Origin of the sequence: Streptomyces gardneri (assembly GCF_006539185.1) — a bacterium.
In the GTDB taxonomy this organism is placed as follows: domain Bacteria; phylum Actinomycetota; class Actinomycetes; order Streptomycetales; family Streptomycetaceae; genus Streptomyces; species Streptomyces gardneri.
Map to the genome: position 1 here is coordinate 20,444 of NZ_BJMN01000009.1, position 14,858 is coordinate 35,301.

Sequence of the window (14,858 nt, forward strand, 5' to 3'; positions counted from 1 at the left end):
CGGCCGCTTGGCCCGCTCCCGGCCGCACGTCCGACAGCATGTGCGCTTCACCCCGCCTCGGTCAGTCCAGGATGGTGGCGATGCCCCGGCGCCGAAGTTCGTCCAGCCCGTCCAGCATGGCCTGGATCTTCTCCTGGGAGTGCCCGAGCCACCCTTCGAGCTCCGACACCACGCGCACGGGCTCGCGCGTGCGGTAGGAGCGGGTGGGATTGCCGGGGAACTTCTTGTCGGTGACGTTGGGGTCGTCCTCCAGAGCACCGGTCGGTTCCACCACGTAGATCCGCCCGGGGCCGTCGCCGGCGGCGAGCTCGGCGCCCCAGGCGGCGGCGTCCAGGGTCTCGGAGACGTAGACGTGGCGGGACACCCGCCCTGCCTCGAAGTTCGACGCGTGACCTGCTCTGACCAGGTCCCCGGGAACGAGGTCCGCCTTCGTCCCGTGGAGGAGGGTTCCTGCCTCGTAGACCTGGAAGGGGGCGGGTTCACTGCTCATGGGTGCTCCGTGGGTCGTCGGGCGCGGAGGCCGGGTGTGCCCGCGATGCTGCCACGGTTGTTGCTCGCTGCCGCTGCCCCTGCCCCCTGTTTGCTGTCGCTGTCGCTGTCGCTGTCGCTGTCGGTATCAGTTTCGGCTTCGGTCGCGTTTTCCGCAGCGAGCCGTTCCAGATCCGACGCCAGTGAGGCCAGCCAGGACATGGTCGCGTAGTACGCGCGCGCTGCGCCCGGCGGGTCGACGGCCATGGTGGCGGAGGCCGTCGGGGCGTGGAGCGGTGCCGGGGTCTCCGCGGTGTCCCCGGTCGGGTCCATGCGGGCGGAGGTCAGCAGCATGCCCGCCGCGATGCGGTCGCCGGTGCGGATGACGGATTCCGAGGCTTCCCGGCCCAGCGGCGGGATCACGACCGGCTCGGCCGGTACGAGAAGCCGGTCGGCGCCCCACAGCGTGTGGTGTGCGGCGATCAGCGCGGCCTGCCAGTCTCGGCGGACCTGCGGCGGGCCGAGGCCCTGGGGTTCGCTCTGGTACTGCGCGTACGCCGATTCGGCCATGACCAGGGCGTGTTGCAGGCTGCGGTGCCCCGGCGCCGTGACGACCGGCACGCGCCGTCCGCCCGCCGCGATCTGCGCCGTCGTGGCCACCACGATCTCCGCGGCGATCCGCAGCAGCACCGCGACCGACCGCCGCAGTTCGTCATGGGCGCCCCGCGGCCAGGCGAGCAGTCCGAAGACGGCGCCGATCGCGCTGCCGGTCAGCACGTCGAGCAGGCGGAACTCCGCGAGCTGCCAGGTGGCCGGTGCCAGCTGCGCGAAGACCAGTGCGACCACCACCGTGAACAGCGCCTGCGCCCAGCCGACGCCCTTGACCGGCCCCAGCGTGAACGTGACCAGCATCAGCGGGGGGAGCGCCACCGCGTACACCTCGATGTCGGTGCCGACGACTGCCAGCAGCGTCGCCGCGACCAGGGCGCCGACGAGGGTGCCGGTCAGCGCCTTCCGTTCGGTCGTCCGGGTCTCCCGCACCGTCGTCCGCGTCAGTGTCAGCGTCGCCAGGAGCACCCAGAAGCCGTGCGGGAGCGTGTCGATGCCCGCGATCAGCCGGGCTGCCGCCAGGGCCAGACTGATGCGTACGGCGTTCTGGAAGAACACCGACCGGCCGGCCGCATGGCCCGACAGCCGCCGCCACCAGAGCCGAGGTGCCCGTTGCCGCGCGTACCAGAACCGGCCCGGCGCCGGTACGTCGGCCGCTCGGCCGCGTACGGCGATGTCGGCCGCCGTGGACATCGCGAGTGCCGCGTCCGCCACCTCCAGGAGCGCCGCGTTGCGGCGCAGCGCGGCGGGAGAGCCGCCCTCGGCCGCCGCAAGCGCCTGACGCGCCTGCTGCAAGGCGGTGTGCGCCCGCCCGTCAGGCACACGGCCCCGCAGCCGGTCGGCCGATTCCCGCGCCACCTCCATGACCGCCCGCAAGGGGTCCGGACCCTTCGTCGCCCCGACCTGCTCACCGCCAGCACCGTTATCGTCCGCCGGTGGTACCGCGCCCTGAGGGGGCGGTGGCAGCACCGTCAGTCTGCCGAGCAACGTACGCGTCGCGAGGCCGGTGTGGGCGAGTGCCCTCTGCCGTACCCCCGCTCCGGCCGGTCGTTCCGCCTCCGGTACCTGGGAGGAGCGGAGCCCCGTGCTCAGGGCCCGGGCGGTGCGTTGTGCGGCCTCCGGAAGTGTGTACGGGGCGGTGCGCAGCCGATCCGCGCACCGCGCGGCGCCGTCGGCGGCCCGGGCGGCCCGTTCGCGGTAGGGCAGGGCCGACGGCTCGGGCAGCAGCGTCGTCTCCGCGATGATCAGCAGGGCGAGTCCGAACGTCGCGCCCGCGAGCCGTTCCCCCAGCGAGCCGGGGTCGTACGGGGGGAAGGACGGCAGGATGTACATCAGCTGCAGCCCCGTGGCCGCGCCCGCGAACCTCGGTCCGCCGACGGCCATGAACGCCAGCCCGAACCCGACGACCAGCATCCCGAGCACCGCGCTCCACGTCCGCACGGACAGGTAGGTGCCGAGCGTGATCAGCACCCAGCACACCGGCACCACGCCCACCAGCAGCATGGCCCGCTGCCGCCCGGAGCCGGGGAGATGGGACAGCCCGGCCATCGCGATGGCGCCGAACAGCGCGTATGTCGCGCCGACCGCCAGGTCGAAGCCGTAGAGCAGCACGTAGAACCCGGTCCCGGCGGCGATCGTGACGCGCAGCGCCCTTCGCGCCGCCGCCCGGTAGGCGGACGGCAGCCGTCGTGGGAACGGGCCACCCATGCCCCCAGGATCGCCCGCACGGCGGCACCCGGCACGACGGGCGCCGGTGTCGGGCCCGGGACCAGGGCACCGGCGCCTCGCGCAGATCGCCGAACGGCCCGGCGGATCGCCGCACCCGGGTAGCCCACCGGGCGGCCCCCGGGGCAGGCTGGTGCGCATGAACGAATTGCGCGGTGCGGGCGTCGTCCTGCGCCCTTCCGGACCCGAGGATGTCACCGCCCTGGCTGCCATCCGGTCCACCCCCGAGGTCCGGACACGGTGGCGTGGCGGGGACGACATGGCGGCGGAGGTGGCCTCCGACCTCGCGGATCCCGCCACCCACTGCCTGACGGTGCTCCACCACGACCGGATCGTCGGAATGATCCAGTGGTACGCCGAGGAGGAGCCGGACTACCGGCACGCAGGGATCGACCTGTTCCTCGATCCCTCGGTGCACGGCAAGGGTCTCGGCACCGACGCCGTCCGTACCCTCGCCCGCCATCTGGTCGACGACGTCGGCCACCACCGGCTCGTCATCGACCCGGCTGCCGACAACGTCGCCGCGATCCGTTGCTACGAGAAGGCGGGCTTCCGGCCCGTCGGCGTGATGCGGCAGTACGAGCGGGACGCGGACGGCAGCTGGCACGACGGGCTGCTCATGGACCTGCTGGCGTCCGAGCTGCTGCGGTGATGTCGGCTCGTCCGGCTCAGGACGGAGTCGAGTGGTACCAGGCCTCGTCGTCGACGACGTAGACGTCACGCCGGCGCTGCGGATCGCGTTCGCGCCGGACGTATCCGTGCCGCGCCCGCTGGACCGTCGCTCGGTGCGCCTGCTGCGGCCGGTAGTCGCCGTGGGCCGCCGTTGCGACTGATCTCCCGGCTGACCGTCGAGGTCGGCCGGCCGACCCGCCTCGCGATCTCGGCGTAGGAGAGGCCGGCGGCGAGTCCGGCCGCGATGCGTTCGCGTTCCTGTTGCGTCAACCGTCCTCCTGGCTTGGCGCAAGCATTGCCTTCGCTGTCATTCATTGCAATGCACCGTTGCATTCGACCTCAGTGTCATTGCATCAATTCCCGGGCTCCTACCTGGGATAACACCCTCGGTTGATTGACGCCCTGATGAATGCAACGTAGCTTTCGAGCAACTCCAAACACGTCATATCGCGAGATGAGGACGGGCCATGAACGACTCCTTCCACACCGTCACGACACTGCCGACGGAGCGTCCGGCCGGCTGCCCCTTCGACCCGCCGGCCGTGCTGACCGACGCCCGCAAGCACGGCCCCATCAGCCGCTACACCCACCCCGGCGGCAAGCCCGGCTGGCTGATCACCGGTTACGACATGGTGCGATCGGTCCTGGCCGACCCGCGGTTCAGCTCGCGCAAGGACCTCATGAACGTCGTCGACTTCCAGCTTCCGCCGGCGCCGCCCGGCGAGTTCCTCCTCATGGACGAGCCGGAGCACAGCCGCTACCGGAAGCCCCTGGTCGGCAAGTTCACCGTGCGGCGGATGCGGATGCTCACCGAGCGCATCGAGCAGATCACCGCCGACTGTCTGGACGCCATGGAGGAGACCGGACCGCCGACGGACCTGGTGACCGCGTTCGCCAAGCCCATTCCCACCATCGTGATCTGCGAGATCCTCGGCGTGCCCTACGAGGACCGGGCGTCCTTCCAGGAGCAGATCGACGCGTTCATGGGCGGGGAGGTCAGCGACGAGGAGCTCATCGCGGCCTACACCGCGACGCAGGAGTACCTGGCACAGCTGGTGGCCGCCAAGCGCGCCCACCCCACCGACGACGTCCTCAGCGAACTGACCGACAGCGATCTGACCGACGAGGAGTTGAGGGGGATCAGCCTGATCCTCCTGGCGGCCGGATTCGACACCACCGCGAACATGCTCTCCCTCGGGACCTTCGCGCTGCTGCAGAATCCGGAGCAACTGGCGGCTCTGCGCGCCGATCCCGCGCTCACCGACGGAGCCGTGGAGGAACTGCTGCGGTATCTGAGCGTCGCCAAGACCTTCCACCGCACGGCGCTGGAGGACATCGAGCTGGGCGGCGTGACCATCACCGCGGGCACGACGGTCGTCCTCTCGTACAACACCGCCAACCGCGACCCCGAGCGCTTCACCGACCCCCACGCTCTCGACCTCGGCAGGCAGGCCGGCGGGCACCTGGCCTTCAGCCACGGCATCCACCAGTGCCTGGGACAGCAGCTCGCCCGCGTCGAGATGCGGGTCGCGTTCCGCGCGCTGGTCGACCGCTTCCCCACGCTGCGGCTCGCCGTGCCGGCCGCAGAGGTCGGTCTGCGCCCGGAGACCGCCGACATCTTCGGGGTGAAGAGCCTCCCGGTCACCTGGGACACGAAGTGAGCGCGCCGCTCCTGAGCGTCGACCGTGAGCGCTGCATCGGCGCCGGGATGTGCGCCATGACCGCCCCCGACGTCTTCGACCAGGACCCGGACGAAGGCCTCGTCCTCCTCCTGGACGCCGAACCGCCCGTTGCCCATCGCGCGGCCGCACGGATGGCCGCCGGCGTCTGCCCCTCCGGGGCGATCATCCTCCACGAACCGGAATCCGGCGGCGCCTAGCCTCGTGGGGCCTTCCGGAACCGCGTGAAGACCCTGGATCCGCAGGGGCACGGCGTTCCGGTGGGGTCCTGCCCCCGTCAGCCCGGCGCGGAGGTGTCCAAGGTGAGGATCAGGAGGGTGACATCGTCCTGGATCTTGGGGGCGAAGCGACTCAGGTCGGCCCAGATCTCGTCGGGCAGCTGCTCCAGGCCGACACCGGTCATCCGGGTCAGACGCTCGACGAAGGGGTAGAAGGCGCCGGAGGCGTCCCGTGTCTCCAGGACACCGTCCGACGCCAGGAGCAGCCGGTCCCCGGGCAGCAGCGCCACCGTGGCGGCGGTTCCCGGCGTGACGTCGGCGAGGCCCATTCCCAGGGGCGGTCCGGGGTCGAGTTCCAGGGTGCTCACGGCTTCGCCGCGCAGCAGGATGGGAGACGGGTGGCCGCAGGCCAGGACACGGACCTCCCGCCCCTGCGGAGCGAAGTCCAGAAGGACGGCCGTGGCGAAGAGTTCCGCGTGCTCCGTCCGCTCCGAGTCGACCACGAGCCTGCGGTCCAGCCGCGCCGCGATCGCCTCCGCGTCCACGTCGTCCAGCACGGCCTCGCGGAACGCCCCCAGGACGGAGGCGACCGTCGCGACGGCCGACAGACCGTGCCCCTGCACGTCGCCGAGGACCGCCCGGACCCCGCGGGGCCCGGACCGGACGTCGAAGAAGTCGCCTCCCACCAGCGTGCCGCGCTCGGCGGCGCGGTACAGGCTCGCGCAGCGCACGGGCCCGACCCGCCGCCGTACGTCCGGGACGATGGCCCGCTGGGCCGTCTCGGCGACGGTCCGTTCCAGGTCGAGCTGCTCGTCCCGGCGCCCGCGGACGAAGGAGACGAAGACGCTCAGGGTCGCGACGAAGCCGAGAGTGAAGAGGTCGGTGTTGCCGGGCTGGTCGAGATGGAAGACGGGAATGGTCAACAGCCCGATCGTCGCGGCGCCGAGGAAGGCCGTGGCCAACGGTCCGTAGGCCAGGACGGCGAGCGGAGGCACGGCACCGAGCAGGAAACCGATGTCCACCGGGACGGAGTCGGTGAGGGAGGCCGCTCCGACCCCGACGAGCAGCAGCACGGGCAGGACCCGCACCCAGCGGGGCGGCGGAGCCCCGCGCAGCCAGCTCCGCCGGTACGCGCCGGTCGCCGCCTTCGTTGCCTTGACCACACCACCAGGCTCCTATGCCGGAGTGAACCGTGCACCTCACGGTCACCGCCGGCCGGACCGGGGTGCGGCGTCCGTCCGCGGATGCCCTCGCAGGCCTTCGGCGCCAGAGCGGGAACGCGTACGCCGGAAATCCAACGAGGATCACTCGACGCCGCTCCGAAAATCCTACTAAGCTTGCTTGGCGACATCGCGTGTCGGTCACCGACTGGGTGAGGCATGGAGGTGTCAGGAGATGCCTTCGGAGGCATTCCTTGCCAGTCGAGTTGAATCACACGATCGTTCATGCCCGGGACAACCGGGAGTCCGCGGAGTTCTTCGCGAATCTGCTGGACCTTGAGATCACCGCGGAGTGGGGGCCGTTCATCGCGGTCGAACTGAGCAACGGCGTCACGCTGGACTTCGCCACCATCCCCGCGGACAAGATCACCCCGCAGCACTACGCCTTCCTGATCTCCGAGGCGGAGTTCGACGCGGCCTACGCGCGCATCACCCAGCTCGGTATCGAGCACTACGCCGACCCGCACCGGCAGCACCCCGGTGCCATCAATCACAACGACGGCGGACGCGGCGTGTACTTCATGGACCCGGTCGGTCACGCCATGGAGCTCATCACCGTGCCGTACGGTGGCTGGCCGGCGTGACCCCACCGCCGGGCGGGCGCTCCCTGAGCGCCCACCCGGCGTCGGCCGCCGCCTCGCCGGGGCCCGCTACGACGAGGGGTGCGCGAGGGAATCCTGAGGGACTGCGGCCACAGCGACGATCGCCCGCACCTGGGCGATGATGTCGAGCCGGTTCCGTACGAACTCCGGGTCGGTGACCGCGCCGGTCGCCGGGTCGGTGTTCCCGGGGCCGAACTGGAGGACCGGCGTGTGCACATGGCCGCCGGGCAGCCGGTTCAGGCCGAGGCGATCGCGCAGCAGCATGGCCCGGTAGGCGATCTCGTTGGACAGGTAGTTCCCGCCGCCGCCCGCCCGGGCTGCGGAGCCGGGCGTCGGCCCGTCGGGGCGGACGACGGGAGTGTCGGCCCCGGCCGGGAGCTCGGTCACCGATGTGTTGTCGTACACCGGGAACCGGCCGGTGGACGCCGCCGTGATCGCGGCGTACGGAAGGGTCGTCGACGTCCACTGCGGCTGCGTGCCCGGATCGGCGACGGGCACGGTCTCCGTACGGGACAGGTTCTCGTTGTCGGGGAAGCCTCCGCGCCAGGCTCCGTTGGTCCGCTCGATGTCGAACCGACCGGGCCGGCCCTGGCTCACCGTGGTGAAGAGGTCCACCTTCGGCAGGTGTGGACGCAGCGTCCGCTCGACCGAGCCGTCGGCGAAGTCCGCCCAGCGGACAGGGAAGACGGCCGTCTCGACGCGCGCGAGGGAACCGTCGGCGGTACGCAGCCAGGTGCCGTCCAGGGCGAGCGCGGTGGCCCCGGAGGGGTTGCTGATCCGGACGTCCCGGTCGAGCGTGAACGGGTCGAATCCGGTCAGCAGGATGCGCTTCACGCCCTTCCCTGCCGGGTAGCGGATCGAGTCCTGGCCGCGCGAGGAGCGTTCGAGGCGATCGCGCAGCCGGGTTCGGCCCTCCTCGGTGATCCCGAAGCCGGGCTTCCAGGAACGGAGTTCACGGGTGAGCGCGAGCCGCGACCAGTACAGCGGCCGGTCGTCGTCCCGCGAGAGATCGCCTCCCGCCGGCCCCCGGCCCTGAGCCCGGTCCACAGCCCGCCGCCAGAGACCCGATCCGTACCGGACGACCGTCCGCTCAGCCTCGACGAAGGAGTCGGCGCCGGAGAGGGCGTCGGCGAACTCCGGTGCCAGGGAGGCGAATCCACTGCGCCTCAGGATCTCCTGAGGCGCGGCCCGGTCGAGCCGGGCCTCCTCGACGGAGGCCGTGGTCGTCCCGGCCGCCGAGGCGGGCGGGGTCGCCAGGGCCAGGGAGACGGCCACGAGGGGGAGGGCGAGGGCGCTGCGTATCGAGGTCACCGGAGTCCTTTCGCACGAACATGATGTTCCGTCAGAAGTGGACCTTCACAAAGGAACTCATGCTACGACGCACTCACGATGCGCGCCGCATGGGCACCGCCCTCGCCGTCACCCTGGTGTCTGACCGCTGGGCCGGGCCGGCAGGCGGTGCCCACCGGGATCTACACCTGCTCCGCCTTCGCCGCCGTGGTGGCGGTGTCGTCGAGGAAGCCGCCCGACTGGTGCTGCCACAGCTTCGCGTACGCGCCCTCCGCGGCGAGCAGCTCGTGATGCGTGCCCTGCTCGACGATGCGACCGCTGTCGAGGACCACGAGCCGGTCCATGGTGGCGACCGTGCTGAGCCGGTGCGCCACCACGAGCGCCGTCCGCCCGTCCATCAGGCGCCAGAGGGCGTCCTGTACGAGGATCTCGCTCTCGGAGTCCAGAGCGCTGGTCGCCTCGTCGAGCAGCAGGATGGGCGCGTCGCGCAGAATCGCCCGCGCGAGGGCGACCCGCTGGCGCTGGCCGCCGGACAGCTTCACTCCGCGCTCCCCCACCATCGTGTCCAGGCCCTCGGGCAGCGTGTCGACGAACTCCGTCACGTGCGCCGCCTCGGCCGCCCTGCGGATCTCGGCGTCGGTGGCCTCCGGCCGGGCGAACGCGATGTTCTCCCGCAGCGTGCGGTGGAACATCGCCGGGTCCTGCGGCACATAGGCGATCAGGCTGCGCAGTTCGGCCTGGCGCAGCCTGCTGATGTCCTGTCCGCCGATCATGATCCGGCCGCCGTCGATGTCCGTCATCCGCAGCAGCAACCGGGTGAGCGTCGTCTTACCGCCGCCGGACCGGCCGACGAAGCCCACCTTCGCCCCGCTGGGCACGGCCAGTTCGAGGCCCTCGAAGAGCGGCTTCGCGCCCGCGTGGGCGAAGGTCACCTGCTCGAAGCGCACATCGGCGCCCTCGGAGAGGAGCGGCTCCGGCGCCTCCGGGTCCCGCACCGTCGGCGGGGTCAGCAGCAGTTCGGTGAACTGCGCGGCCTCGGTCATCGAGCTTTCCAGACGGCGGTAGATCTGGTTGAACTCGAACATGATCCGTGTGGCGTTGGAGTAGTAGGTGAAGGCGACGACGACGGCCTCGACGCCGTGCTCCCCCGCGCCGAGCGAGAGGGCGAGGAACAGGCCGAGGACGTTGGTCAGCACGGACATCGGTGCGATCAGCGTGTCGATGCGCAGGTTGCCGTAGTCCCACGAACGCAGCATGAGGCGGCGCGATTCGGCGACACGTGAGCGGTGCTCGGCGGCCTCGCGTTCCTCGGCGGCGAAGGACCGGACCGTGTCCATGTTCATCAGGCTGTCGGCGACATGGCCCGACACGCGGGCGATCGCCTCCTCCCGCTGGTCGACGAGCGCCTGACGGCGACGGATCAGGGGGCACACGCACAGGCTGGTGACCACGATCATCGTCAGGAGCCCGACGACGAGCAGGGGTTCGTACGTCCACAGCACCACCGACGCGAAGATCAGGGGTACGAACTTGCCCATCACCGAGAAGGTGAGCGTGTCGACGAACTCCTCGAACCGCGAGGCGAAGCTCAGGACCCGCTTGGTCAGCGAGCCTGCGAAGTTGTCGTGGAAGAAGGCGGCGTCCTTGGCGAACAGCGCGTCCATGCCGATCACGTACAGGTGCTCGATGCCGAGGGCGTCGAGACGGTTCAGACAGTGCAGCCCCACGCGCCACAGAGCCTCGGCGAGCAGCAGCACGCCGGCGAAGCCGAGGACGTAGGGCAGCATCGGGCCGACGCCGACACCGACGTCGGTGTCCCCCGCGATGCTGCCGACGAGCTTGGCGACGATGAGCGGCACGATGTAGAAGATGCCGATGTTGCCCAGTGCCGGTAGCAGCATCGCGGGCACCGCCCACGATTTGAGCCGGGTCAGCTCCCGTCCGTAGAAACGAAGCGCGAGGAGCACCGAGCCTTTGCTTGGCGAACTCTTGCGCGATTCAGGCTTTCCCATCCGAACCCTGCCTTTCGTATCGAAGTGGGACAGGATTGGCAGTTTTCCGTGTATGGACTCACGCCGTCCAAGGGTTTTCCCGGCCTCTTCTCCTGCGGCGCCCATCGAGACCCACAGGCCCAACTGGGCGTGATGCGACCCACATTTGACCGGTCATCATTTCAAAAGCCCATGATCCTGGCCGGAACTCGCCATGGGATTCCGTGTATCGCGGGCATATCGAAAATCGCATACGCCACCGCAACCGCCGTCCGTGTCCCATGGCCTCATGAACGACGACACAGGCAGCATCGCGGCAGCGTCCCCGCCCCGCCGCACACGCAGGATCGTGCTCCTCGGGCTGGCGGCCCTCGCTGTGGCGAGCGCCCTGTTCGCCGCGCGGGGGCCGCTCATGATGTCCGCTCCGGCGTGCATGGCAGGGCGGTGGGACCCCTGCTTCGGAACGTTCAACGGCGTGGTGCTGATGACGCTGGTCACTCTGCCGCTCGCCTTGCTGGTGGCCTGGGCTCGGGCGCGCCGTCGCCGCACCGCCGGGGTGGCATCGGCGTGGCGGATGTCGCTGGCCGAGGTGGGCATGATCCACGGGACGGTGCCGTTCGTGTGGATGACGATGATGCCGGGCGGCGGGGCGGGCGTCGTGCCTCCGCGGGTGAGCCTCGTCCCGCTGCGGGACCTGGTCACGATGGGGCCGGTCGGCCTCGGCGGCAACCTGCTGGTCTTCGCCGCGCTCGGGTTCTTCGCCCCGATCAGGTTCGCCGCGCCGGCGTCCGCACCGCGGATCCTGGCGCTCGGCGCGGGCTGCTCGGTCCTGGTCGAGACCGCGCAGTACGTGCTGCGGCTCGACCGGGTGTCCTCCGTGGACGACGTCCTGGTCAACGCCACCGGCGCCGTACTGGCCGGGCTGGCGTCACGCCGATGGTGGCGGCGTCCCGCGGAGGAAACGCTGTCGGAGCGACCTCGCCCCGTCACCGCGGCGACAGGCTGAGCCGCGTCGTCGGTGAGCACACGGCTCCGCGCTCGTCTCTGCGTACAGGTCCGCGCTCGTCCTTGCAGACGTCTGCACACGTCTCTGCACACGTCTGTGCATACGTCTCCGTATGCGTCTCTGCATACGTCGTCGATATGTCGTGCTGCTTAGGCTTCGCACATGCGCGTACTGATCGTGGAGGACGAGCCGTACCTGGCCGAAGCCGTCCGTGACGGTCTCCGGCTGGAGGCGATCGCCGCCGACATCGCCGGCGACGGCGACTCCGCCCTGGAACTGCTCTCCGTCCACTCCTACGACCTCGCGGTCCTCGACCGCGACATCCCCGGCCCCTCCGGCGACGAGGTCGCCCGGCGCATCGTCGCCTCCGGCAGCGGCATCCCGATCCTCATGCTCACGGCCGCCGACCGTATCGACGACAAGGCCTCCGGCTTCGAGCTCGGCGCCGACGACTACCTCACCAAACCGTTCGAGCTGCGGGAGCTCGTCCTGCGGCTGAGGGCGCTCGACCGCAGACGCGCGTACGCACGGCCCCCGGTCCGCGAGATCGCGGGCCTGCGTCTCGACCCCTTCCGCCGGGAGGTCTTCCGCGACGGTCGCTTCGTCGCGCTCACGCGCAAACAGTTCGCGGTGCTCGAAGTCCTGGTAGCCGCCGAGGGCGGGGTCGTCAGCGCCGAGGAGCTGCTGGAGCGGGCCTGGGACGAGAACACCGACCCCTTCACCAACGCCGTCCGCATCACTGTCTCCGCGCTGCGCAAACGGCTCGGCGAGCCGTGGATCATCGCGACCGTGCCGGGTGTCGGCTACCGCATCGACACCGAGCCCGACGCCTCCCCCGATACCGGCCGCCCCGGCATCACCCATGCGTAGACGACCAGGGCTCAGCGTCCGGCTGAGGCTCACCCTCAGCTACGCGGGTTTCCTGACCGTCGCCGGCGCTCTCCTGATGGCCGTGGTGTGGGGCTTCCTGCTGCGGTACGTGCCGGACAACTCCCAGGGCCTCCTCGGGACCTCGCCGAACCGCTACCTCCTCGTGCGCACCTTCGCACCGGCCGCAGCCGTGGCCATGGCTTTCCTCCTCGTGCTCGGCCTCGTCGGGGGATGGTTCCTCGCCGGCCGGATGCTCGCCCCGCTCACGCGGATCACCGCCGCGGCACGAACGGCGGGGAGCGGATCGCTCTCCCACCGGATCCGCATGGAAGGCCGCGAGGACGAGTTCCGTGAACTCGCGGACGTGTTCGACACCATGCTCGAGCAGCTCGAATCGCACGTCGCCGAGCAGCAGAGGTTCGCCGCGAACGCCTCGCACGAGCTGCGCACCCCCCTGGCCATCTCCCGGACGCTGCTCGACGTCGCCCGCAGGGACCCCGCACGGGGACAGGACGAACTCCTCGAACGCCTACAGGCCGTCAACACGCGCGCGATCGACCTCACCGAGGCCCTCCTCCTGCTGAGCCGCAGCGACCGCGGGAACGTCACCCGCGCGAACGTCGACCTCTCCCTCGTCGCCGAAGAGGCCGCCGAAACCCTGCTCCCCCTCGCCGAACAGCGCGGGATCACGCTCGACGTCACCGGCGGAACGACACGGACCAGCGGCTCCGAGGAACTCCTGCTGCGGATGGTGACGAACCTCGTCCAGAACGCGATCGTCCACAACCTCCCCACCGGCGGCACCGTGACGGTCCACACCGAGATGCGGGGAGACGCGAGCGTGGTGCGGGTCGAGAACACGGGCCACCGGCTCCCGCCGGAACTGGTTCCGACCCTCACCGAACCGTTCCAGCGCGGAACGGACCGCGCACGCACCGACGAGCACGCCGGTGTCGGCCTCGGCCTCGCCATCGTGCACAGCATCGTCCGCGCCCACGACGGCACCCTCGACCTCGTGCCCGGCCCCACCGGTGGCCTCCTCGCCACGGTCCGCATCCCCGGCAAGCGATAGCCCCATCGCTCGCCGCCCACTGTCCTAGGATCGGATGATGATCGATCCCACCGCGCTCAACGTAGGCCCGACGCCGACCGCACCCGCTCTCGTACTTCGCCCCTGGCGCGTAGAGGACGCCGCCGCCTTGGTCGAGGTGTACCGGGATCCCGAACTCCGCCGATGGACGCAGACGCCGATGGAGTGCGAGGACGACGGAGTGACGTGGGTGCAGGTCCACGAGCAGGACTGGGCGGCGGGCGTCCGGTTCGGCTTCGCCGTCCTTGAAGCGGCACACGGCTCGGAGCCCTCGCCGCTGGTGGGCAACGTCGTCCTCAAGAAAGTCGCTCCTGGCAAGCCCTCCGCCGAGGTCGGTTACTGGACGGCAGCACAGGCTCGCGGACGAAGCGTGGCCCCCAGGGCCCTCGAAGCCCTCACCGCCTGGGCTTTCGAGACCTTCCGTCCCGACGGCCTGGAGCTCCTGGAGCTCCTCCACCAGGTGGACAATCCGGCATCCTGCCGCGTCGCGGTGAAATGCGGCTACGAGTTCGACCGCACCCTCCCCGCGACGCCGCCCGCCTATCCGCTCGACGGGCACCTGCACGTACGGCACGCGTCGACCTGACCCTGCCTCACCCCAAGTCCTCGGCACAGGGGGGCCGTCCGGCTGAGCCGCGCAGCCGGGCGTGGGCAGCGTCGGTCAGCGCACGGCCTTGATGCCGAAGTGGCCGCCGAACTGCCGGCCGAGGCCGAAGCCGATGGCGGAGTGCATGTGGGCGTATGCATCAGCGGCGTCACGGTGACCGGCCGCCGCGTCCCCGCCCGCGAGCTGCCCTGAGGCGACCCCGCCCTCTTCGTCGCCGCGAGGCTGTCCGCAGCGCCTACCCGCCACCGGGCCGTCGCCACGGTCCGGGCTCCCGCGGACCGCGTCCGCGCCCACACCCGTCACCTGGCCACCCGCATCCGCCCCCTCGACGAAGGCACCTGTCTCGTCGACGCCTCGGACGACTCCCTCACACGGGTCGCCCAGACCCTGGCCGACCTCACCCCCGACTACACCCTCGACGCCGACCCCGACGTCCTCGACCACTTCCGCGCCACCGGCCGTCGAATCCTGGACGCCACCGGCTGAGAAAACGGCGGACGCCTTGCCCGTGAGACGTCACGGGCAAGGCGTCCGCCGGTCGCTTCAGAGGTCAGCACGTGACCCAGTAGCCCGGGGACGTCTCCTTGATGGTGCTGGAGGCCATGACGTTCCACAGGCCGAGGTTCTGGTTCGAGCCGTTGGCGTAGGTGTAGCCGCCGGACTGGTGGGCCCGGCCGGACTGGGTGTGGGCGTAGTTGCTGGCCGTCACGCACACCGGGGCGGCCGTGGTGGTGGCGGTGACGGGCGCGGACTTGGTGCCGGCCGTTCCGGAGGTGCCGACGGCGGCGACGGCGTAGGAGTAGGTCGTGCC

At 70.9% G+C, this 14,858-nt stretch carries 14 protein-coding genes and 2 pseudogenes; 8 read left to right on the forward strand and 8 right to left on the reverse strand.

Features of this window, described 5'->3' with window-relative positions:
• Window positions 1-61: 61 nt before the first annotated feature.
• Window positions 62-490, reverse strand: coding sequence for an NAD(+)--rifampin ADP-ribosyltransferase (gene arr / locus SGA01_RS06575; protein WP_055639481.1), 429 nt, complete (start codon window positions 488-490; stop codon window positions 62-64).
• Window positions 487-2,784 carry an FUSC family protein gene (locus SGA01_RS06580; RefSeq protein WP_141294256.1) on the reverse strand — a complete coding sequence of 766 codons (2,298 nt, stop codon included), beginning with the start codon at window positions 2,782-2,784 and terminating at the stop codon, window positions 487-489. The genes arr and SGA01_RS06580 overlap by 4 nt, the downstream gene beginning before the upstream one ends.
• Before the next feature lie 157 nt (window positions 2,785-2,941).
• On the opposite strand from SGA01_RS06580, the gene SGA01_RS06585 reads away from it, so the two are divergent.
• Complete coding sequence (locus SGA01_RS06585) at window positions 2,942-3,454, forward strand: GNAT family N-acetyltransferase (protein WP_141294258.1); 513 nt, start codon at window positions 2,942-2,944, stop codon at window positions 3,452-3,454.
• A 76-nt stretch (window positions 3,455-3,530) separates the two neighbouring features.
• On the opposite strand, the pseudogene SGA01_RS06590 reads toward SGA01_RS06585, so the two are convergent.
• Window positions 3,531-3,789 (reverse strand): annotated as a pseudogene (locus SGA01_RS06590) (helix-turn-helix domain-containing protein); the annotation flags it as partial.
• Between the two features lie 152 nt (window positions 3,790-3,941).
• Here SGA01_RS06590 and SGA01_RS06595 point away from each other — a divergent pair.
• Both SGA01_RS06595 and SGA01_RS06600 read left to right on the forward strand, forming a co-directional pair.
• Window positions 3,942-5,135: a cytochrome P450 gene (locus SGA01_RS06595; RefSeq protein WP_141294260.1), complete on the forward strand. Its 1,194-nt coding sequence runs from the start codon at window positions 3,942-3,944 to the stop codon at window positions 5,133-5,135.
• Complete coding sequence (locus tag SGA01_RS06600) at window positions 5,132-5,353, forward strand: ferredoxin (protein WP_141294262.1); 222 nt, start codon at window positions 5,132-5,134, stop codon at window positions 5,351-5,353. Before SGA01_RS06595 ends, SGA01_RS06600 begins: the two co-directional genes overlap by 4 nt.
• A 77-nt stretch (window positions 5,354-5,430) precedes the next feature.
• On the opposite strand, the gene SGA01_RS06605 is transcribed toward SGA01_RS06600, so the two are convergent.
• Complete coding sequence (locus SGA01_RS06605; RefSeq protein ID WP_141294264.1) at window positions 5,431-6,534, reverse strand: PP2C family protein-serine/threonine phosphatase; 1,104 nt, start codon at window positions 6,532-6,534, stop codon at window positions 5,431-5,433.
• Window positions 6,535-6,785: 251 nt separating this feature from the next.
• Between SGA01_RS06605 and SGA01_RS06610 the strand changes: the two genes are divergently transcribed.
• Window positions 6,786-7,175 carry a VOC family protein gene (locus SGA01_RS06610; RefSeq protein ID WP_141294265.1) on the forward strand — a complete coding sequence of 130 codons (390 nt, stop codon included), beginning with the start codon at window positions 6,786-6,788 and terminating at the stop codon, window positions 7,173-7,175.
• Between the two features lie 66 nt (window positions 7,176-7,241).
• Here SGA01_RS06610 and SGA01_RS06615 read toward each other — a convergent pair whose 3' ends face one another.
• Entirely contained in the window at window positions 7,242-8,504 is a 1,263-nt protein-coding gene (locus SGA01_RS06615) for a pyroglutamyl-peptidase I (protein WP_141294267.1), read from the reverse strand.
• A gap of 161 nt (window positions 8,505-8,665) precedes the next feature.
• A complete protein-coding gene (locus SGA01_RS06620; RefSeq protein WP_141294269.1) occupies window positions 8,666-10,495 on the reverse strand; it encodes an ABC transporter ATP-binding protein in 1,830 nt (609 codons plus the stop codon).
• Window positions 10,496-10,763: 268 nt separating this feature from the next.
• On the opposite strand from SGA01_RS06620, the gene SGA01_RS06625 reads away from it, so the two are divergent.
• From SGA01_RS06625 to SGA01_RS06640, 4 genes are all read left to right on the forward strand, one after another.
• Window positions 10,764-11,480, forward strand: coding sequence for a VanZ family protein (locus SGA01_RS06625; protein ID WP_218037822.1), 717 nt, complete (start codon window positions 10,764-10,766; stop codon window positions 11,478-11,480).
• A gap of 162 nt (window positions 11,481-11,642) precedes the next feature.
• Window positions 11,643-12,350: a response regulator transcription factor gene (locus SGA01_RS06630; protein WP_141294273.1), complete on the forward strand. Its 708-nt coding sequence runs from the start codon at window positions 11,643-11,645 to the stop codon at window positions 12,348-12,350.
• Entirely contained in the window at window positions 12,343-13,422 is a 1,080-nt protein-coding gene (locus SGA01_RS06635) for a sensor histidine kinase (RefSeq protein WP_141294275.1), read from the forward strand. The genes SGA01_RS06630 and SGA01_RS06635 overlap by 8 nt, the downstream gene beginning before the upstream one ends.
• 37 nt (window positions 13,423-13,459) lie before the next feature.
• Window positions 13,460-14,026 (forward strand): GNAT family N-acetyltransferase, encoded by a 567-nt coding sequence (locus SGA01_RS06640; protein ID WP_141294277.1) that lies wholly within the window; start codon window positions 13,460-13,462, stop codon window positions 14,024-14,026.
• A 75-nt stretch (window positions 14,027-14,101) separates the two neighbouring features.
• Here the strand turns inward: SGA01_RS06640 and SGA01_RS41800 are convergent, their stop codons facing one another.
• A complete protein-coding gene (locus tag SGA01_RS41800; RefSeq protein ID WP_255325156.1) occupies window positions 14,102-14,341 on the reverse strand; it encodes a hypothetical protein in 240 nt (79 codons plus the stop codon).
• A 256-nt stretch (window positions 14,342-14,597) separates the two neighbouring features.
• Window positions 14,598-14,858 (reverse strand): annotated as a pseudogene (locus SGA01_RS40910) (extracellular catalytic domain type 1 short-chain-length polyhydroxyalkanoate depolymerase); the annotation flags it as partial.

Excerpts from the sequence above, each read along its gene's own strand:
- SGA01_RS06595 (WP_141294260.1), top strand. The coding sequence starts at position 3,942 with ATGAACGACTCCTTCCACACCGTCACGACACTGCCGACGGAGCGTCCG.
- SGA01_RS06640 (WP_141294277.1), top strand. The coding sequence starts at position 13,460 with ATGATCGATCCCACCGCGCTCAACGTAGGCCCGACGCCGACCGCACCC.
- SGA01_RS06585 (WP_141294258.1), top strand. The coding sequence starts at position 2,942 with ATGAACGAATTGCGCGGTGCGGGCGTCGTCCTGCGCCCTTCCGGACCC.
- SGA01_RS06620 (WP_141294269.1), bottom strand. The coding sequence starts at position 10,495 with ATGGGAAAGCCTGAATCGCGCAAGAGTTCGCCAAGCAAAGGCTCGGTG.
- SGA01_RS06580 (WP_141294256.1), bottom strand. The coding sequence starts at position 2,784 with ATGGGTGGCCCGTTCCCACGACGGCTGCCGTCCGCCTACCGGGCGGCG.
- SGA01_RS06630 (WP_141294273.1), top strand. The coding sequence starts at position 11,643 with ATGCGCGTACTGATCGTGGAGGACGAGCCGTACCTGGCCGAAGCCGTC.
- SGA01_RS06635 (WP_141294275.1), top strand. The coding sequence starts at position 12,343 with ATGCGTAGACGACCAGGGCTCAGCGTCCGGCTGAGGCTCACCCTCAGC.
- arr (WP_055639481.1), bottom strand. The coding sequence starts at position 490 with ATGAGCAGTGAACCCGCCCCCTTCCAGGTCTACGAGGCAGGAACCCTC.
- SGA01_RS06625 (WP_218037822.1), top strand. The coding sequence starts at position 10,764 with ATGAACGACGACACAGGCAGCATCGCGGCAGCGTCCCCGCCCCGCCGC.